At 72.6% G+C, this 18296-nt stretch carries 14 protein-coding genes; 3 read left to right on the top strand and 11 right to left on the bottom strand.

The window, feature by feature from the left end; translation table 11 throughout:
- Positions 1 to 401 precede the first annotated feature (401 nt).
- Entirely contained in the window at positions 402 to 797 is a 396-nt protein-coding gene (locus HCK04_RS29605) for a hypothetical protein (protein WP_142650662.1), read from the top strand.
- Between the two features lie 5 nt (positions 798 to 802).
- On the opposite strand, the gene HCK04_RS29610 is transcribed toward HCK04_RS29605, so the two are convergent.
- Positions 803 to 2398 carry an ABC transporter substrate-binding protein gene (locus tag HCK04_RS29610; protein WP_142650663.1) on the bottom strand — a complete coding sequence of 532 codons (1596 nt, stop codon included), beginning with the start codon at positions 2396 to 2398 and terminating at the stop codon, positions 803 to 805.
- Positions 2399 to 2573: 175 nt separating this feature from the next.
- Between HCK04_RS29610 and HCK04_RS29615 the strand changes: the two genes are divergently transcribed.
- Positions 2574 to 4586 carry a nitrate- and nitrite sensing domain-containing protein gene (locus HCK04_RS29615; RefSeq protein WP_142650664.1) on the top strand — a complete coding sequence of 671 codons (2013 nt, stop codon included), beginning with the start codon at positions 2574 to 2576 and terminating at the stop codon, positions 4584 to 4586.
- On the top strand, positions 4583 to 4954 hold the full coding sequence (locus tag HCK04_RS29620) for a DUF742 domain-containing protein (protein ID WP_244312750.1): 372 nt from the start codon (positions 4583 to 4585) through the stop codon (positions 4952 to 4954). The genes HCK04_RS29615 and HCK04_RS29620 overlap by 4 nt, the downstream gene beginning before the upstream one ends.
- Positions 4955 to 4963: 9 nt before the next feature.
- Here HCK04_RS29620 and HCK04_RS29625 read toward each other — a convergent pair whose 3' ends face one another.
- From HCK04_RS29625 to HCK04_RS29670, 10 genes are all read right to left on the bottom strand, one after another.
- Positions 4964 to 6673 carry a hydantoinase B/oxoprolinase family protein gene (locus HCK04_RS29625; protein ID WP_142650665.1) on the bottom strand — a complete coding sequence of 570 codons (1710 nt, stop codon included), beginning with the start codon at positions 6671 to 6673 and terminating at the stop codon, positions 4964 to 4966.
- On the bottom strand, positions 6673 to 8670 hold the full coding sequence (locus HCK04_RS29630) for a hydantoinase/oxoprolinase family protein (protein ID WP_142650666.1): 1998 nt from the start codon (positions 8668 to 8670) through the stop codon (positions 6673 to 6675). The genes HCK04_RS29625 and HCK04_RS29630 overlap by 1 nt, the downstream gene beginning before the upstream one ends.
- Positions 8671 to 8767: 97 nt before the next feature.
- Complete coding sequence (locus tag HCK04_RS29635) at positions 8768 to 10225, bottom strand: helix-turn-helix domain-containing protein (protein WP_142650667.1); 1458 nt, start codon at positions 10223 to 10225, stop codon at positions 8768 to 8770.
- On the bottom strand, positions 10209 to 11192 hold the full coding sequence (locus tag HCK04_RS29640) for an ABC transporter ATP-binding protein (protein ID WP_142650668.1): 984 nt from the start codon (positions 11190 to 11192) through the stop codon (positions 10209 to 10211). Before HCK04_RS29640 ends, HCK04_RS29635 begins: the two co-directional genes overlap by 17 nt.
- On the bottom strand, positions 11189 to 12022 hold the full coding sequence (locus tag HCK04_RS29645; protein ID WP_142650669.1) for an ATP-binding cassette domain-containing protein: 834 nt from the start codon (positions 12020 to 12022) through the stop codon (positions 11189 to 11191). Before HCK04_RS29645 ends, HCK04_RS29640 begins: the two co-directional genes overlap by 4 nt.
- A gap of 73 nt (positions 12023 to 12095) precedes the next feature.
- A complete protein-coding gene (locus HCK04_RS29650) occupies positions 12096 to 12953 on the bottom strand; it encodes an ABC transporter permease (RefSeq protein WP_142650670.1) in 858 nt (285 codons plus the stop codon).
- Positions 12950 to 13966, bottom strand: coding sequence for an ABC transporter permease (locus HCK04_RS29655; RefSeq protein ID WP_142650671.1), 1017 nt, complete (start codon positions 13964 to 13966; stop codon positions 12950 to 12952). Before HCK04_RS29655 ends, HCK04_RS29650 begins: the two co-directional genes overlap by 4 nt.
- A gap of 2 nt (positions 13967 to 13968) precedes the next feature.
- The gene (locus HCK04_RS29660; RefSeq protein ID WP_142650672.1) at positions 13969 to 15603 is read right to left on the bottom strand and encodes an ABC transporter substrate-binding protein; all 1635 of its coding nucleotides are present in this window, start codon (positions 15601 to 15603) and stop codon (positions 13969 to 13971) included.
- 17 nt (positions 15604 to 15620) lie between these two features.
- A complete protein-coding gene (locus HCK04_RS29665; protein WP_142650673.1) occupies positions 15621 to 17189 on the bottom strand; it encodes a hydantoinase/oxoprolinase family protein in 1569 nt (522 codons plus the stop codon).
- A complete protein-coding gene (locus tag HCK04_RS29670) occupies positions 17186 to 18253 on the bottom strand; it encodes a DUF917 domain-containing protein (protein ID WP_142620277.1) in 1068 nt (355 codons plus the stop codon). Before HCK04_RS29670 ends, HCK04_RS29665 begins: the two co-directional genes overlap by 4 nt.
- Positions 18254 to 18296 lie beyond the last annotated feature (43 nt).

Consider the following 18296-nt stretch of genomic DNA (forward strand, 5'->3'; position numbering starts at 1 on the left):
GGTTCGAGAACAACGCCCCCGCTGCGGGGGCTATTCCCGGCCGCGCCGGCTTGGCCCCCGTACGTTCTCGCAGGTCGGGGCCGGGGGCGCGCCCGGGTCACCATACGCGGCAAAACGGGCGAGCGTGCGGGGACAACCAGATCCGTCTCTCAGGCATCTACTTAGCGCCGCGGCGATCAGCCGGGACGGCACGGACGATCGGGGAGGAACCACGTGAGGAACGACAGCCGCGCACGGCCGTCTTCCCCGCGTCCCGCGGCGGCTCGATGTGACCGCCGCCTTCCCACGCAACCGAACGTCAAGCCGCTCGCAATCGCTGCGCGCTACGAAGACGATGCGGAAGTCCCCGTACGGCGCCAACCCGGCCGCCCGGACTTCCGTCGCTGGAGGTGGCCATCATCATGCGGTCGGAGTTCGACGACATCCGCGCCCACATCACCGCCGAGCCGCCGCGGCCGAGCGAGTTGCTCGAGCTCGCGCACTCCCTGCTCGACGACCTGGAGCAGTTGCGCACCCGTGAGGCGATCCTGCGCTCGCACTACCTCGCTCTGCTGACCGCCGCCCGCGCCACCGTGGCCGCGGACGCCGCCGGGCACCCCGCCGCGCTCACCTTCCTCCAGCACGAGCTGGCCGAGCACGGGCAGCTTCCCGACGGCGAGCAGGCGCAGCGGATCCTGTCGGACGCCGTCGCCGCGCAGGCCATGCTCGCCCACCTCGACGAGCCGGCGGCGCCCCGCCGGTCCCGCGCCGCCCGCGGCACCGTGTGCGGCGGAGTCAGCCGCAGCCTGCGGGGCTGAGCGGCTCAGCCGCCCGGGATGAGCTCGTGCACGAAGACGACGTTGGGGTAGGCCGGGTTGTCGGTGTACCCCTGAACGTTGCCCAGGTAGGCCCGCTGATAGTTGGCCACCCACGGCACCGCCACCACGGCCTTCTCTCCGATGAGCGTCCTCTGGAGCTCGGTGTACGCCCTCTCCGCCGCGGAACGGTCGTTCGCCACCAGTGACGGCAGACGGTCGATCCTCGCGTCGACGTTCGGATCCTTCAGGTAGGTGAGGTTGAAGGACACCGGCTCCGCGCTGTGGAAGACGTTCAGGAACCACGAATAGGCGTCGGCGTAGTCGGGCCACCAGTACATGACGAGGATGTCCTGGCGCTTGGCCGGGTCGGCGGACTTGCCCAGGTTCCACTGGTCGTTCCACTGCATGGCCTTGGCGTCGAGTTCCACGTTCAGCCCGGCCAGTGCGCTCCTGAGCTTGCGTACGAGCAGTTCCTCGTCGTCGTCTCCCTGCGCGTACGTCAGTGTCAGGCGCAGGGGCGCGCCGCCGGGGCCGTACCCCGCCTCGTTCAGCAGCTGGGCGGCCGTGGTCAGGTCCTGCTTCTGGGTGTAGTCGGGCAGGTGCCCGAGCAGGCCCTCGGGGACCAGGCCGGAGGCCGGCGCCCCCGCCCCCTTGAGCGCGGTGATCAGGCCGTCGTAGTCGATGGCCTTCTGCACCGCCCTGCGCAGCCGTACGTCCGTCAGCGGGCCCGAGGCGGTGTTGAACAGCACGAGCATGTTCTGGAACGCCGGCACCTGCAGGGTGCGGACGCCCGCGGTGCCGCGGGCCCGGCGGAAGAGATCGGGGTTCAGCCGCTCCACGAAGCTCGCCTCGCCGCGCAGCAGCAACTGGTAGGCCCGATTGAGGTCGGGCATCACGCGGAACTCGATGTTCCGGTAGTGCGGGCCCTCCCAGCCGCCCCAGTAGCGGTCGAAGGCGCGCAGCACGAGCTCCTTCTCGCGGCCCTTCTTCCAGCTCGCCACCGTGTAGGGCCCCGAGCCCGCGTCGCGGCCGGCCTGGAACCACTTCTTGAGGTCGCCCGTGCCCGCCGCCTGGGTGTCGTAGATGTACGCGGCGTAGTCGGCGGAGGCGATCAGGTCGAGCGGGGCGGCGTACTTCAGCCGGAACTCCACGGTGAGCGGGTCCTTGACCGTGATCTGCTGGACGGAGTCCCAGACGTAGGCCGCGCCCGCGCCCATCCGCTTGGTCCGCTCGACGGACGCCTTGACCGCGGCGGCGTCCACCGGCCGCCCGGTGTGGAAGACCATGCCGGACCGCAGGATGAAGGTCCAGACCTTGCCGTCGGACGACGACTGCCAGCGCTCGGCCAGGCGTGGCGCGGCCCGGCGCGTCCGGGGGTTGTACATCGTCAACGAGTCATAGATGTTCTGCATCGCCATGATCTCGTTGGAGTACGAGCTCGCCGGATCCCAGTCGGTGACGATGTCCAGATTGGACAGGTAGACGAAGGTGGAGTCCTTCGTCGAGGGGAGGTTCGCGGCCGAGATCTCCCGGACCTCGCCTCCGCCGCAGCCTGCCAGGGCCAGCACGGCCATCACTCCCAGCACGAGTAAGCGGCGCATGCGTGCGGGTCCTTTCCGTGTCTACCATGATCGACGCTACTGCAAGATCACGATTGGACACGATATTTCGGGCCAACCGATCACAGGGCCCTCATCCGGCGCACCTCGCTGCTAGTCTCTATCCCTGTCGCAAAAAGGTTTTATGTGAGGCTTGTCCCTCACTGGGCGAGGTGCCATGAGTCCGCGCAGGCGTGACCGGCCGATCAGGTCCCGGCTCATCGGCTTGCTGCTCGTACCACTCTTCTCACTGATCGCCCTGTGGGCTGTGACCGCCGGCGTCACGATCAGCGAGAGCCTGAGCCTGCGCACCTACAACACGCTGTGGTCCACGCTCCGGCGGCCCGCCGACTCCCTGATCGTCGACCTTCAGTCCGAGCGCCTGACCACGGCGCGCTATCTCGGCTCGCACCGGTCGGCCGACCGCGACGCCATGGTCCTGCAGCGCCAGCGGACGAGCAAGACCAGGGAGCAGGTCCGCACGCTGGCCCTGTCGAGGGCCTCCCGCGCGGCCACCACTCCGGAAATGCGCACGCAGGTCGACGAGATGCTGTCGGGGCTCAGCCGGATCGACGAGATCCGGGCGGAGGTCGACGAGGGCCTGTCCGAGCGGCTGCGTGCCATCGAGATCTACAACCTGGTCAGCGACTCGATCTACCGCATGCACTACAGCCTGGCGCTGATCGACGACATCCCGATCTACCAGCAGTCGCGCGTGGTGATCTCGCTCGGGTACGCCAAGGAGCTGCTGACCCGCGAGCAGGCGCTGGCGGCGGCGGTCGGCCCGTCCGGCGGCTTCACCGACGAGGAACGCAAGCTGTTCACCCAGCTCGTGGGCAACCGCCGCTTCCTCATCGACCAGGCGCTGCCCGAGCTGGACGCCGGTCTGCGGCAGCTCCACGTCAACCTGATCACGACTCCGCTCTACCAGCGGCTGCGGCTGCAGGAAGAGCAGATCATCGCCGCGCCCAGGCTCTCGGCGCGTACGCAGCGGGTGTGGCAGTCGACCTCCGACGACCTGGCCGACTCGTTCCAGAAGGCGCAGACCGAGGCGGCGGCCCTGCTCGCCCAGCGCGCCGCGCCGATCGCCGACTCGATCCTGCGGCGGGCCGTGCTGGCCGGAGGCTTCGGGCTTCTCGCGGTCATCGCCTCGATCCTGATCTCGCTGCGGGTCGGCGGGCGGATCGCCCGCGAGCTGGCCGACCTGCGGCAGGCCGCGCTCGACCTCGCGAACAAGCGGCTGCCGGGCGTGATGGTCAAGCTCAAGCGGGGCGAGGACGTCGACGTGGCCACCGAGGCGCCCCCGCTGCAGACCGTGGGCGGGACCGCCGAGATCCAGGACGTGGGCCGGGCCTTCTCGACGGTGCAGGAGACCGCGGTTGAGGCCGCGATCGGGCAGGCCCGCCTGCAGCGGGGTGTCAGCCAGGTCTTCCTCAACCTGGCGCGGCGCAGCCAGACGCTGCTGCACCGGCAGCGGACCCAGCTGCACGGTATGCAGCGGCACATCACCGACCCGGACATGCTGGAGGAGCTCTTCCGGCTCGACCACCTGACGACCCGCATGCGCCGCCACGCCGAGGGCCTGATCATTCTGTCGGGCAACGCCCCCGGCCGCGCCTGGCGCAAGCCCGTCCCGATGTACGACGTCGTACGCGGGGCCGCGGCCGAGGTGGAGGACTACGCCCGGGTGAACGTGCTGCCGATGGAGGACCACGGGCTCGACGGCGCCGCGGTGGCCGACGTCATCCACCTCATCGCCGAGCTGATCGAGAACGCCACGATCTTCTCGCCGCCGCACACCTCCGTGTCGGTGCGCGGGGAGCTCGTCGGCATGGGCTTCGCGGTCGAGATCGAGGACCGCGGGCTCGGTATGACCAAGGAGCGGCTCGACGAGCTGAACGAACGGCTGGCCGACCCGCCGGAGTTCGACATCGCGGACACCGACCGCATGGGGCTGTTCGTCGTCGCGCGCCTGGCCGCACGCCGGGACATCCGCGTGACCCTGCGGCCCTCGCCCTACGGAGGAACGACCGCCATCGTGCTGATCCCATCCGGGCTCATGGTGGGCCCCAAGGACCCCGATCTCGCCCGTCTCGCCGCGGGAGAGGTCACCCCGGAGGACATCATCCTCGCCTCGCTGCAGCGGGGGTCGCAGGAGAACGAGAACACCGGCGAGGAGGACCGAAAGTGACCGAACGCATGCAGGACCAGTGGCTGGACGAGGAGGCCGGGCCGATCGTGCCGGCCTACGCCCTGACCCGCGGACGCGTGCGGCCCTCCAGCCAGGAGATCGACCTCGTCGCCATCGTGACCGCGACCGGCGGGCCGACGCCGGTGAGCCTCGGTCCCGAACAGTGGATGATCCTCAGCCTGTGCGCCCGCCCTGCGTCGCTGGCGGACATCGCCGCGGCGATCGACCTGCCGCTCGGCGTCGTACGCGTGCTGGTGGGCGACCTCCACGAGCAGGGGCTCGTGCAGGTGCGCCCACCCGCCAACGTCGCGCGCTTCCCCACGCCCGGCATCCTGTCCGAGGTGATCAGCGGCCTGCGCGCGCTGTGACCCGCCGCGTCACAGCGCGTGCGGGTAGTGCCGTGCGGCGTGCTCCGGCGTGATGTAGCCCTCCCGCAGGTCGGCGCGTACGGCCTCGGGGTCGCGCTCTTCGGGCGGGCCGTACCCGCCGCCGGAGCCGGTGCGCAGGTGCACGACCGCGCCCTTGGGCAGGAAGATCCGCGTCTTCAGCGAGAAGTCCTCGGTGCGCCCGTCGGGATATTCGACCGTGAGCCGGTTGGGCCGCCCCGCCAGGCCGCCCTTCAGGCCCCAGGGCTCCAGCGCGGTCCTGGCCAGCCCGGACGTGAGGTACTGGTCTTCCAGGATGCGGAAGGACAGGTCGAGGCCCAGGCCGCCGCGGTGCCGGCCGGGGCCGCCGGAGTCCTCGGCCAGGGCGAGCCGCTCGATCCGCCAGGGGTTGCGCGCCTCCCACACCTCGGCCGGGGTGAAGCGGGTGGCCGACTCCGAGATGTACATGAGCGCGCTCGCGCCGTCGCCCGACGGCGAGGCGCCCTGGCCCACCGGGTGGGGCGCGCCGTCGGCCCACGGCTCGCCGGTCGCCTCGCGGTTGCCCCACCACACCAGGGCGTTGATGTCACCGCCGCTGGCGGCGGGCACCGATTCCGGCACGGCTTCCGCCAGCGCCTTGATGATCAGCTCGATGGCGTGGTCGGAGGGGATGCCGTACATGAAGCAGGGCGCGGGCCGCACGGGGTGGAACAGCGAGCCGAGCCGGGTGACCAGCTCCAACGGGCGGAAGTGGCCCTCGTTGGGCTGCTCGCCCGCCCCGGCGAGGAAGGCCACCGCGATCCGCACGGCCGCCACCGTGGACGGCAGCGGGCAGTTGACCGGCCCGCCGACCTGGTCGGGGCAGTCGGTCAGGTCGACGGTCACCGACGAGCCCTCCACGACGACCCGTACGCCGAAGGGGATCGGTGTGCCGTTCACGCCGTCGGAGTCGATGACGCTGGACGCCTCGTAGACGCCGTCGGGCAGGCGCTCGAACCAGCCGCGCACCAGCGCCTCGCCGTGCGCGTACATGCGGGCGACGCAGCGGCGGAAGGTGTCGAGGCCGTGCCTGCGCACCAGCGCGCCGAGGGCCTCCGCCCCGGTGCGCGCCCCGGCCACCATCGCGTTGATGTCCCCGATGACCATCTCCGGCATCCGGCTGTTCGCCAGGATCATCCGGTAGACGTCGCTGACCAGCCGCCCGGCGTCGTACAGCTTGACCCCGGGGAAGATCGTGCCCTCCTGGTGGACGTCGACCGTGTCGGTGCAGTAGGGGTCCTTGCCGCCGATGTCGAGCCAGTGGGCCTTGATGGCCGAGTAGGCGACCAGCGTGTCGTCGTGGAAGATCGGCACCACCATCGCCGCGTCCTGGGGGTGGGAGCCGGTGCCGTACGGGTCGTTGTAGAGGATCACGTCGCCGGGGCTGAGCGCGGCGGGGCCGCCGACGCCCTCGATGGCCTCCCGCACGCAGAAGCCGAGCGTGCCCATGAACGCCGGCAGCGTCGGGGCCTGCGCCAGCATGCACATGTCGGCGTCGTAGAAGGCGACGGCGAAGTCGAGCGCCTCGTAGATGATCGGCGAGAACGCGGTGCGGATCAGCGACTGCTTCATCTGGTCGGCGGCCGCGTTGAGGCCCTGCCGGATGATCTCCGTGGTGACGGGGTCGGCGCCGTCGCCCAGGCCGGGGTGGACCTCCGCGTATCGGGTGCGGACGATGGTCATCAGCGGTCCTTCCGTGTGATCACGAGGCAGCCGCTCTCGTGCGCCTCCGCCGCGAATCCGGCGTCGACATAGGTCGTCGCGGTCGGCTCAACCACCAGCAGCGGGCCCTCGGCCACGCCGTCCAGGTCCTCCCGCCGTACGACCGGGGCCTCGGTCCAGGCGCCCCGGCGGAACGACCACAGCCGCGTCGTCCCCCGACCGCTCTCGCCGGACGGCGGGGCCGGCACCATCGGGCGGTCCGCGTCGAGGACCACCCGGCCGGTCGCCCGCACGGTGACGATCTCCAGCGGGTCGGGCAGGGTGTGGCCGAAGGCCCGGTGGTACGCCTCGGAGAACCGGGCCGACACGGCCGCCACGTCGTCCTCGCCCAGCCGCACCGGGATCGTCAGCGTGTGCTCCTGTCCCCGGTGGCGCAGGTCGAGGTCCACCTCGCGTACGGCCCCGGGCTGCGCGAGCCGTTCGAACAGCGTCTCCGTCACCCGCTCGACCAGCGGCAGCGCCTCGTCGTCCAGCGGGCGCACCATCGTGCGGGCGGCCGTCCGCACGATGTCGGCCTGCACCAGGCCGACGGCGGAGAAGTTGCCCGCGTTGGGCGGCACGACCACGGTGTCGACGTCGAGCTCGTCGGCGAGCAGGCAGCCGAACACCGGCCCCGCGCCGCCGAAGGCGACGACCGCCCCGCCGCGCGGGTCCACGCCCCGCTCCACGGTCACACCGCGTACGGCCTGGGCCATGTGCGCGGCGGCGATTTTGATCACGCCAACCGCGACCGCGTCCACGCCGTCGATGCCGGTCGGGCCGGAGAGCGGCGCCAGCGCGCGGGCCGCCGCGTCCTCGGACAGCTCGATGCCACCGGAGATGTGCCCGCGGGGGATCATGCCGAGGTGCAGCGCGGCGTCGGTCACCGTGGGCTCGGTCCCGCCGCGCTGGTAGCAGGCGGGCCCGGGGTCGGCGCCCGCGCTGCGCGGGCCGACGCGCAGCAGGCCGCCCGCGTCGGCGTACGCGATCGAGCCGCCGCCCGCGCCCACCGACCGCACGTCCACCCAGGGGCTCTGCAGCGGCAGGCCGACGACCTCGCCCTGGTAGAGCAGCGGAAGCCGCCCGTCCTCGATGAGCGCGGTGTCGAAGCTGGTGCCGCCCACGTCGGCGGCGACGGCCGTGCCGATGCCGAGGGAAGCGGCCAGGCGGGCGGTGGCGGCGGCCCCGGCCACCGGGCCGGACAGGATCGTCTCGAACGGCCGGGCCGCGGCCTCGGCCAGTGCCAGCGCGCCGCCGCCGGACCGGGTCACGAGCAGCTCGCCCGCGAACCCCCTCGCGCGCAGCTCGCGGTCGAGATTATGCAGGTAGGGTCCCATGCGGTGGCGGACGAAGGCGTCCACGACCGTGGTGCAGGTGCGCTCGTACTCCCGGTATTCGCCCGAAACCTCGTGCGACAGCGAGACCGGCCCGGCGAACCCGGCCTGCCTGAGCAGCTCGGCCGCCCGCGCCTCGTGCGCGGGGTTGGCGTAGGAGTTGACCAGCACGATCGCCACGGCGTCCACGCCCTCCGCGGCGAACGTCTCGGCGGCCCGCCGCACGTCCTCCGGCTCCAGGTCGCGTACGACCGAGCCGTCGGCGGCCACCCGCTCGGCCACCTCCAGGCGCAGCCGCCGGGGCACGAGCGGCGGCGGCGGGGTCCAGAACAGGTCGTAGGGGTCGTCGCGGTCGCCCCTGCGGATCTCCAGCACGTCGCGGAACCCGGCCGTGGTGATCAGGCCGACGGTCGCGCCCCGCCGTTCGAGCAGCGCGTTGAGGCCCACGGTGGTGCCGTGCACGAAATGACGGCAGCGGGCGAGCAGATCCGCGGGCACCGCCGCGTCGACCGCGGCGAGGACCCCGCGTTCCGGCGCGGACGGCGTGGTGGGCTGTTTCGCGACCCTGATCTCGCCGGTCGCGGCGTCGTGGAGGACGAGGTCGGTGAAGGTGCCGCCGACGTCCACTCCGATGACCGTTGTCATGCCAGGCAACGTAGATGCGGCCGGGGGCCGCGTCGATGTGCCCTCACGACGACGAGATCACGGTTGTTGTCCCCTCGAAACAGTCACCCCGAAACAGTCACCGCGAAACAGTCACCGCGAGACAGTCGTGGTCGAGCACCACGTGGCAGGCGAGCTGGAGCGCGAAGCGGGTCTGCGGGTCGGACAGATCGGCGTCGAGCGCCTCGGCGATGCGCCTGATCCGGTGGGCCACCGCGTTGGGGTGCAGGTTGAGCAGCTCGGCCGCCCTGGTGCGGGAGCCCCAGCTGTCCAGGTATGCCTTCAGCGTGGGCACCGCGTGGGCGCTGAGCGCCCCGAGGCGTTCCAGCGGGGCGAGCATGTCCCTGGCGGCCACCAGCGCGCTGTCGCTGCCGCTCAGCTCCGCGAGGAGCGCGTGCACCCCGAGCCGGTCGAACCGCACGACCTCCCCGGCCGCGGCGCGAGCGGCGGCCGCCCGTGCCTGCGCGGCCGTACGGCGCAGCCCGTCGGGCCCCTCCTGGCAGGTGCCGAGCCCCGCCCCCACGCCGGACCGGCGCAGCGCCGGCGGCCACTGATTCGGCGGCCGCTGAGAGTTCGGAAGGTTGAGCGTCGTCCGCTCGTCGGCGGTGAGGAGCACGAGCACGCCGTCCTGCCACCGGGTGACCAGCGGCGGCGCGGACAGCTCGGCCGTCCCGCCGGCGCCGAGCGCGCCGGGCCACGCGGCGACGGTGCCGCGCACCTCGCGGAGCACCGGATCCGCCGCACCCGGGCTCATGTCGCCGCCGGGGTCGCGCAGGAAGACCGCGACGTGCCAGCCGTCCACCGGGACGCCCTCGTGCCGGGCGCGGCGGGCGGCGGTGCGGGTGTCCTTGGCGCCGAGCAGGGCCAGCAGCGCGCGCTCGCGGGCCGCCTCCGCCTCCCGCGCGGCCGCCCGCACCCGGCCGAGCGTGGTCGCGACGACCTGGGCGACGATCGCCGCCGCGGGGTCCTCGCCGTCCCAGCACACGTAGCCGTCCGGCCGGCCGCCGACGCGGATCACCGTCGCGTTGGCTCCCGGGTCGGCCAGGCCGGCGACGACGTACGAGACGCCGACGGAGGCGGACGCCGCGCGCAGGATGTCCTCCTCCCCCGCGCCCTCCATCGCGCCGATGCCGTCGATCGCCTCACGCGTACGGCGCAGCAGCAGCCCGGGATCGGCGCGTACGGCCGCGCTGAGACCGAGCACGGTGTCCGACAGCGAGTGGTCGGAGGCGCCGGCGAGCAGCGCGACCCGCTCCCGCCTGGCCAGCTCCACGATCTCCCGCGTCGTGCCCGAAGGGCCGGGCAGCACAATGCCGGCGAGGCCGCCGCGCCCGGCCAGGCGCAGCGCGTCGAGCACGTCGCACGACCGCATGGCGTGCCGCGACAGGATCGCCAGCGCGCCGGGGGCCGCCGTGGTCAGTTCGCGCATCTCGTCGACGAGGACGACGCTGCCGACCTCCCGGGCGTCCCAGGGACCGGCGACGAGCGTCAGCCTGCGGCCCGCGGGCGTCCTGAGAAGGTCACTGACGCGGCGCATCGGGGGCCTCACCTCCGTGGGGGACGCGCGGAGCCGAGGAGGCCGGGGTGTGCAGCACCTCCTCCGCGCGATGACATGCCACTTTACGCCCTTCGACCTCACGCGCCTGCGGTGCCTCCGCACTGCAGCGGTCCACGGCGAGGGGGCAGCGCAGCCGGAACGGGCACCCCGTCGCCGCCGCGGCCGCCTCGGTCCGCCCCGCCGCGCGCGGCGGCTCGCCGCCCATGCGCGGCACCGCGTCGCGCAGCGCCCGGGTGTACGGGTGGGCCGGCCGGGTGAGCAGCTCCCCGGTCGGGCCCGACTCGACGACCCGTCCGGCGAACATGACCGACGACGTACGGCACAGCCGCCCCACGACGCCGAGGTTGTGCGTGATGAGCAGGTAGCCGAGCCCGTGCTCGGCGGCCAGCCGCTCCAGGAGGTCGAGAATTCTGGCCTGCACGGTGACGTCGAGCGCGCTCGTGGGCTCGTCGAGCACCAGCAGCCGGGGCTCCACTGCCAGTGCCCGGGCGATGGCCACCCGCTGCCGCTGGCCGCCGGACATCTCGTGCGGCCTGCGGGCGGCGATCGCGGGGTCGAGTCCCACGTCGGTGAGGAGCGCGGCGATCCGGTCGGCCCGCTCGGCCCTGGACATGCGGTGGTGGGTGGTGAGCGCCTCGGCGATCGACGCCCCGGCCGTCATGCGGGGGTCGAGCGCCTCGCTGCCGTCCTGGAAGACCGGCTGCACGGCCCGGCGGAACTCGGCCCGGCCCGCCCTGCCGAGCCCGGCCAGGTCGCCGGTGCCGTACCGGATGGTGCCGGAGCGGGGGCGCATGAGGCCGAGCAGGGCGCGGGCGAGCGTGGTCTTGCCCGAGCCGCTCTCTCCGATGAGTCCCACTCCGCCCTCGTCCACGGCGAGGCTCACGTCGTGGACCACCGCCGTCGTGCCGTAGGCGAGGGTGACCCCCTCGGCGGCGAGCAGCGTCATGCCCCCTCCTCGGCTTCGTCAGGCAGTGCTTCGTCGAGCAGTGCTTCTTCGGGCAGTGCAGGCACGGTCTCTTCTGGCAGTTCGGGCACAGCGGCGATCAGTTCACGGGTGTAGGGGTCGCTCGGCCGGGCGAACACCTCGGCGGCCGGCCCGCTCTCCACGACGGCGCCGTCGCGCATCACCACGACCCGGTCGGCGATCGTGGAGACCAGCGCGAGGTCGTGGGAGACCAGCAGCACGGCGAGGCCGCGTTCGTCCCGCAGCCGGCGCAGCACCGCGACCACCTCGGCCTGCACGGTGACGTCCAGCGCGCTGGTCGGCTCGTCGGCCAGCAGGACCTCCGCGCCGAGCGCGAGGGCCAGCGCGATGGCGAACCGCTGTGCCTGCCCGCCGGAGACCTGGTGGGGATAGCGGCGCAGGATCTCGGGGTCGAGCAGCACCGCGCGGACCCCCTCCTCGGCCCGCTCCCGCGCGTCCGCGCCCTTGACGCCGTGGCGGGCGAGCGCGCGGCGCATGAGCGTGCCCAGGCGCATGGTGGGGTTGAGCGCGGCCTGCGGGCTCTGCATCACCAGGGCGGCCCGCGACCCGCGGATCTCCCGCAGCCGGGCCGGGCTCGCCGCGAGCACGTCCACGTCGCCGACGGTGATCCGCCCGGAGACGTCCGCGCCGTGGACGAGGCCGAGCGTGCTGAGCAGAGTGGTCGTCTTGCCCGACCCGCTCTCGCCGACGAGCGCCACGCACTCCCCGGCGGCGACGTCCAGCTCGGGCACCGAGGCGATCACCCGGTCGCCGATCCGCACGACGAGATCTCTCACGCTGATCAGACTCATGCGCCCTCCTCGCCTTCGGCTCGGAGTGGCATGCGCCAGACGCTGTGCCTATTGATTCGCTCGCTACGCTCGCTCATCGCGACAGCCTCGCCCTCAGCCCCTCGCCGAGCACGTTGAACGAGAACGCGGTGACCAGGATGGCGAGGCCGGGGAAGGTCACCACCCACCAGTCGGTGGTGAACAGCGACTGGCCCTGCTGGACCATCAGCCCCCACTCCGAGGTCGGCTCGTGGGCGCCCAGCCCGAGGTACGACAGCGCGGCGGCGGTGAGGATGACCCCGCCGCCGTCCAGCGACAACTGGACCAGCACCGGCGTGAGCGAGTTCGGCAGCACGTGCCGCAGCACGATGAGCGGTGCGGGCACGCCCAGGCAGCGCGCCGAGTCCACGAAGCCCCGGGTCGCCACGGACGCGGCGACCGACGCCGTGAGCCGGGCGTACCACGGCCACCAGGTGACCGCGATCGCCACGATCACGGTGGTCACGCTCGGCTGGAGCACCACGGCGAGCGCCAGCGACAGCAGCAGCGCGGGGAAGGCGAGGAAGACGTCGGTCACCCGCATGATCGCGTCGCGGGCCCAGCCGCCGGCGTACCCGGCGACCACGCCCAGGCCGACGCCGACCACGCCGGAGATCGCCAGCACCGCGACGGCGATCAGCAGCGAGGTGCGGGCGCCGAACAGCACCCGGCTGAGCACGTCGCGGCCGACCTGGTCGGTGCCGAACCAGTGGGCGCCGCTCGGCGGGAGCAGCGCCTCCAGGGGATGCGTGGCCGAGCCGCCGTCGTCCGGATAGGGGGCGATCCACGGTGCGAGCAGCGCCGCCAGCACGATGATCCCCAGCAGCACGCCTCCCGCCACCGCGAGGCGGTCCACCCCCGCCAGGTGCCGCAGCGGCGTACGACGGAACGTGGTCACGGCCGGGGCGGTCATCGCGCCCTCACCCTCGGGTCGACCACGCCCTGGAGGAGGTCCACGACGAGGTTGGCGACGACGTACAGCACGGCGACCAGCAGCGTCACCCCGGCGATGGCGGGCGTGTCGAGCGAGCGGATCGAGTCGGCGGCATAGCGTCCGAGACCCGGCCAGTTGAACACGGCCTCCACGAGGAAGCCGTTGACGATCGAGTAGGCGAAGACGAGCGCGATCAGCGACAGCACCGGGTTCAGCGCGGGCCGCAGGGCGAACCGGGTGAGCACCGCGGTCTCGCCGAAGCCGAGCGCGCGCTCCAGCCGGGCGTGGTCGCGCGACGACTCCTCGATGAGTGCTGCCCTGGTCATCTGGGCCACCACCCCGGCCGGGTAGGCCGCGATCACCAGGGCGGGCAGCACCATGTGGGCCAGCGTGCTCGTGAGGATCGGCCAGTTGCCGGTGATCAGCGCGTCCACGGCCGTGATGTTGGTGTAGAGGTGCAGCGGGCTGGTGCGGTCGAGCGACGCGTCGTACTCCCCGGCGACGGGGAACCAGCCGAGCCCGCTGGCGAAGACCGTCTGCAGTGCCAGCGCCAGCCAGAACACCGGCACCGACACGGCCAGCATCGACGACAGCCGCACCGACAGGTCGGGCAGCCGGCCCTTGTAGCGGGCCGCGGCGATCCCCAGCGGGATCCCCACGACCAGCGCGATGATCAGGGCCGCGCCCACGAGCTCCAGCGAGGCGGGGAAGGCCTGGAGGAGGTCGTCGCGCACGGGCTGCCGGGTGTGCAGGCTGGTCCCCCAGTCGCCGCCCAGCAGGTCGCGCACGTATTTCCACAACTGCACCGGCAGCGGGTCGTCCAGGCCGAACCGCCGCCGGGCATCGGCGAGCTCGGCCGCCGTCGCCTTCGGCCCGGCGTACGCCACGGCCGGGTCGCCGGGCACCAGGCGCATGATGGCGAACGTGAGGACGATCACGCCGGCCACGACCAGGACGGCCTGGCCGAGCCGGCGGATCAGATACCTCGGCATGATCAGGCGCCGGGCTTCAGGTCGTAGACGAACACCACGTTGGGATAGGCCGGGTTGTCCACGTATCCCTGGACCGACTTGGAGTAGGCCCGCTGGTAGTTCTGCACGTACGGCACGGCCACCGCGGCCTGCTCATTGATGATCTTGTTCTGGAGGTCGGTGTACGCCTTCTCGGCGGCGGCCTGGTCGGTCGCCGTGAGCGCGGGCAGCTCGTCGATCTCCTTGTCGATCGCCGGGTCCTTCAGGTAGGAGAGGTTGAACTGCACGTCCTTCTCGCTGTGGAACACGTTGATGAACCACGAGTAGGCGTCGGCGTAGTCGGGGAACCAGTACATGACGAAGATGTCCTGGCGCTTCGACGGGTCCTTCGCCTTGCCCTGGTCCCACTGCGTGGTCCACTGCAGCGGCTTGGCCGACAGCTTCACGTTCAGCTTGTCGAGCGCCGACGAGAGCAGCGTGACCAGCAGCTCCTGGTCGGCATCGCCCTGGGCGTAGGTCAGCGTGAGGTCGAGCGGCTTGCCGCCGGGACCGTAGCCGGCCTCCTTGAGCAGCGCCTCGGCGCCCGCCAGGTCCTGCTTGGGCGTCATCCCGGGGATGTTGCCGAGCAGGCCCTCGGGGACCAGTCCGCTCGCGGCCACGCCCGCGCCCTTCAGCGCCGCCACGAGGCCGTCGTAGTCGATCGCCTTCTGCAGGGCCTGGCGCAGCTTCACGTCCTTGAGCGGGCCGTCGGCCGTGTTGAACAGCACGAGCAGGTTCTGGAACGACGGCGTCTGCGAGGTCTGCACCGTGTCGGTGCTGCCCGCCTGGGCGAACAGCTGCGCGTTGAGCCGCTGGACGAACGACACCTCGCCGCGCTGGAGCAGCTGCCAGGCGGTGGTCAGCTCGGGCGTGACCCGGTAGGCGATCTTCTTGTAGTGGGCGCCGTCCCAGCCGCCCCAGTAGTCGTCGAACGCCTTGAGCGTGAGCTCGGTCTCCTTGCCCTTCTGCCAGGTGTCGATCGTGTACGGCCCGGAGCCCGCGTCGTGGCCCTCGCCGAACCACTTCTTCAGGTCACCGGAGGCGGCCGTGGTGTCGTAGATGTACGACGCGTAGCCGGCCGAGGCGATCAGGTCGAGCGGCGCGGGGTACTTGAGCGTGAACTCGAGGGTCGTGGCGTCCTTGGCCTCGATCTTCTTGACCGCGCCCCAGATGTAGGCGGCGCCCTGGCCCTCCTTGATCGTGCGCTCGATCGAGGCCTTGGCGGCGGCGGCGTCCACCGGCTTGCCGGTGTGGAACTTCGCGCCCTCACGCAGCGTGAAGGTCCACTTCTTGCCGTCGGGCGAGGAGGTCCACGAGGAGGCCAGCCGGGGCTCGGCCTTCTTCGTCTGCGGGTTGTAGCGGGTCAGCGACTCGTAGATGTTCTCCATCGCGATGTTCTCGTTGGAATACGAGCTCGCGGGGTCCCAGTCTGTGACGACATCGAGGTTGGGGACGTACGTGAACGTGTCGTCGGCCGTGCCTCCGGCCGCGCCCGCCGAGGAGCCGGACTGCGGAGCGGAGTCGGCGGCGCCGCGGACCTGCCCGCCCGAGCAGGCCGCGGCGGTGACGGTCACGGCGGCCACGGCCCCCGCGGCGAGAAGTCGCTTGTGCCAGCGCATGTGAGGGAGTTCCTTTCCTATCCGGCCTGCCGGGCGAGGGGGCCGGCGGCCTTGACGTGCAGGCGCACCGCGGGCTCAGGAAGGTAGCTGAGAGGGATCTCACTGAGCTCGACGATCTGAACGGTTGCAGGGTCGGCCCCGGCGGCGACGGCCCGTGCGGCCGCCTCCTCCTTGGCGTTGTCGATCAATCTAGCCCTGGAGCTCCCACCTCCAGTAGCCGGAACGATCGTTTCGATCCTTCCGCTGGCGAGAGCGATGGCCGCGCCCACCGCGTTGGCCACCTCCGCGTGCGCCGGGCGGATCACCTCGCGGGCCCCCGGCACCTCGTCGGCCAGCAGGAACGCGCCGCCGCCGACCGCCACGAGCGGCCGGTCGGCCCGGCCGAGCGCCACCCGGTCCACCGCGTCCGCGACGGCCTCATCGGCCGCCCGTACGGCCTGGGCCAGCCGCTCGCGCCACTCCTCGGGGACGGGACGGGTGCCGACCGTGCCCCGCCCGGCCGCCACCGCGGCGTCGGTCATGGTCGGGGTCGAGCCGCCGAAGACGAGCGCCTCCGTGCCGATGCGGTAGCCCACCGACCGCGGCTCCGCCCCGATGATCGTGCCGCCGCCGAGCGCGATGGACAGGATGTCGGGCATCCGGAAGTTCGTCGTGACGCCGCCGATCTCCACCGCCGCGGCCGACTCCCGCGGGAAGCCGCCCACGAGCACGCCGAGGTCGGTCGAGGTGCCGCCGACGTCGGCGACGATCGCGTCCGTCACGCCCGACAGGTACGCCGCGCCGCGCAGCGAGTTGGCCGGCCCCGAGCCGATGGTCAGCACCGGATAGCGGGCCGCGTAGTCGACGGCCATCAGCGTGCCGTCGTTCTGCGCGAAGAACGTCTCGACCTCCAGGCCCCGCGCCGTGAGGGCCTCGCGCAGCGCGGCGGTGACATCGCGGGCCACGCCGTACAGGGCGGCGTTGAGCACGGTCGCGTTCTCGCGCTCCAGCAGGCCGAGCGAGCCGATCTCGTGGCTGAGGCTCACCGGCACGTCGCCGACCTCGGCCCGGATGATCTCGGCGACCGTGTTCTCCTGGTCGGCGCTCGCCGGGCTGAAGACGCCGGCGACGGCGATCGCGTCGGCGGGCGTCGTGGCCACGAACTTCCTCACCGCGTCCACGTCGAGAGGCGCGATCTCACGGCCGTCGACGAAGTAGCCGCCGCGCACGATCGCGGTTCCGGCCGCGACCGTGTCGCGCAGGTCGCCGGGCCACTCGCTGAGCGGCGGCACGGACGTGGTCGCCGGGGCGCCGAGCCGCAGCACGGCCACCCGGCCGAGCGCGCGCCGCTCCAGGATGGCGTTGGTCGCGTGGGTGGTGCCGAGCATCACCCGCTTCACCCGCTGTTCCATCGCGGGGTCGGGCAGCTCGGCGAGCACCGCGTCGAGCGCGGCACGCAGGCCCTCGGTCACGTCGGGGCTGGTGGGCCGCTTGGCGGTCGCGATGACGCGGTCGTCGTCGTCCAGCACCACGGCGTCGGTGTTGGTGCCGCCCACGTCGATGCCGACCCGCAGCGTCGTACGGTGTTCTCCGGTCCGCTCGCTCATGCGATCTTCTCCACCGGCAGGTAGTCCATGTCGTAGCCGAACGCCCGCGGGCCCGCCGTCTCCAGGCCCTTCGGCGTACGCCACAGGGGGTCGCAGGGCCAGGCCAGCACGGTCACCCGCTGGCCGTACCGGAGCCCCTCGGTCTGGATCGCCGTCGCCGTCTGGCTGTCGACCACCGTGATCAGGTCGGGCACCATGGCCCTGACCCGGCCGTCCTCGACGGCGACGAGGTTCTCGTTCTGGATCTCCAGCGTCAGCGTCCTGCCCCGGTCGTCGCCGGTGCCCTCGATCGTCGCCGTGCCCCGGGCGAACCCGCCGGTGGTCCTGCGCTCCAGGTCGGCCAGCTTGCCGGAGATGAGCCGTACGGCGCCGAGCTCCGCGGTCAGGGTGGCCAGCGGGTCGGCGGCGCCCTCGGTCGCCCGGCCGACGGCGATGGCCCGGCTCACCGTGCCCTCGATCACCGCGCCCTCGCACTCGCGCGCGGTCAGCACGTAGTCGGCCATCAGGGCGCTCGATCCCGCCGCCACGCAGACCGCACGGGCGATCCGCTCCGACCACAGGCCGTCGACCGGCCGGATCGTCACGACGTTGCCGACGACGTCGGTCATGACCACGAGGTTGGCCGGGATCCCGGCCACGTACATCGAGACCATCTGGACCTCGGGGAACGCCCGGCCCATCGCGTCGGCGTCGAGCAGCGGCAGCCCCAGCCTGGCCGCCCAGGCGACCGGGGCGACGCCGTTGCCGCCGCCGATCTCCGAGGACATGACCGCGGCGGGCGGCCGGCCGAAGATGCGCTCGATCTCCTCGGCGATCCTCACCGGCTCGTCCGAGCCGTGGACCATCTCGTTGCTGACGGTCGGTGCGCCGATTCCGGACAACGGCAGCACGAGGGCGTCGTCGGGCAGCTCGTCCAGGGTGATCAGCGGCACCTCGCCGTGCTCGCGTATCGCGCGCCGGGCGGCGATGGCGCCCGGGCGGACGTCTCCGCCGCCGCCGGTGCCGAGCACCGCGCAGCCGCGAGCGAGCGCGGCGACGTCCTCCAGTGTGATGCGGGCCTGCATGCGGGGGAGCCTTCACCACCGGGCGGTCCTGCATCAATGTCAC

Source organism: Microbispora sp. CL1-1 (genome assembly GCF_012034195.1).
Lineage (GTDB): Bacteria > Actinomycetota > Actinomycetes > Streptosporangiales > Streptosporangiaceae > Microbispora.

What these genes read in the sequence shown, in the direction of transcription:
- HCK04_RS29640 (WP_142650668.1), bottom strand. Translation starts at nt 11,192, where the DNA reads ATGACGCTGCTCGCCGCCGAGGGGGTCACCCTCGCCTACGGCACGACG.
- HCK04_RS29635 (WP_142650667.1), bottom strand. Translation starts at nt 10,225, where the DNA reads ATGCGCCGCGTCAGTGACCTTCTCAGGACGCCCGCGGGCCGCAGGCTG.
- HCK04_RS29670 (WP_142620277.1), bottom strand. Translation starts at nt 18,253, where the DNA reads ATGCAGGCCCGCATCACACTGGAGGACGTCGCCGCGCTCGCTCGCGGC.
- HCK04_RS29660 (WP_142650672.1), bottom strand. Translation starts at nt 15,603, where the DNA reads ATGCGCTGGCACAAGCGACTTCTCGCCGCGGGGGCCGTGGCCGCCGTG.
- HCK04_RS29610 (WP_142650663.1), bottom strand. Translation starts at nt 2,398, where the DNA reads ATGCGCCGCTTACTCGTGCTGGGAGTGATGGCCGTGCTGGCCCTGGCA.
- HCK04_RS29630 (WP_142650666.1), bottom strand. Translation starts at nt 8,670, where the DNA reads ATGACAACGGTCATCGGAGTGGACGTCGGCGGCACCTTCACCGACCTC.
- HCK04_RS29615 (WP_142650664.1), top strand. Translation starts at nt 2,574, where the DNA reads ATGAGTCCGCGCAGGCGTGACCGGCCGATCAGGTCCCGGCTCATCGGC.
- HCK04_RS29655 (WP_142650671.1), bottom strand. Translation starts at nt 13,966, where the DNA reads ATGCCGAGGTATCTGATCCGCCGGCTCGGCCAGGCCGTCCTGGTCGTG.
- HCK04_RS29650 (WP_142650670.1), bottom strand. Translation starts at nt 12,953, where the DNA reads ATGACCGCCCCGGCCGTGACCACGTTCCGTCGTACGCCGCTGCGGCAC.
- HCK04_RS29665 (WP_142650673.1), bottom strand. Translation starts at nt 17,189, where the DNA reads ATGAGCGAGCGGACCGGAGAACACCGTACGACGCTGCGGGTCGGCATC.
- HCK04_RS29625 (WP_142650665.1), bottom strand. Translation starts at nt 6,673, where the DNA reads ATGACCATCGTCCGCACCCGATACGCGGAGGTCCACCCCGGCCTGGGC.
- HCK04_RS29605 (WP_142650662.1), top strand. Translation starts at nt 402, where the DNA reads ATGCGGTCGGAGTTCGACGACATCCGCGCCCACATCACCGCCGAGCCG.
- HCK04_RS29645 (WP_142650669.1), bottom strand. Translation starts at nt 12,022, where the DNA reads ATGAGTCTGATCAGCGTGAGAGATCTCGTCGTGCGGATCGGCGACCGG.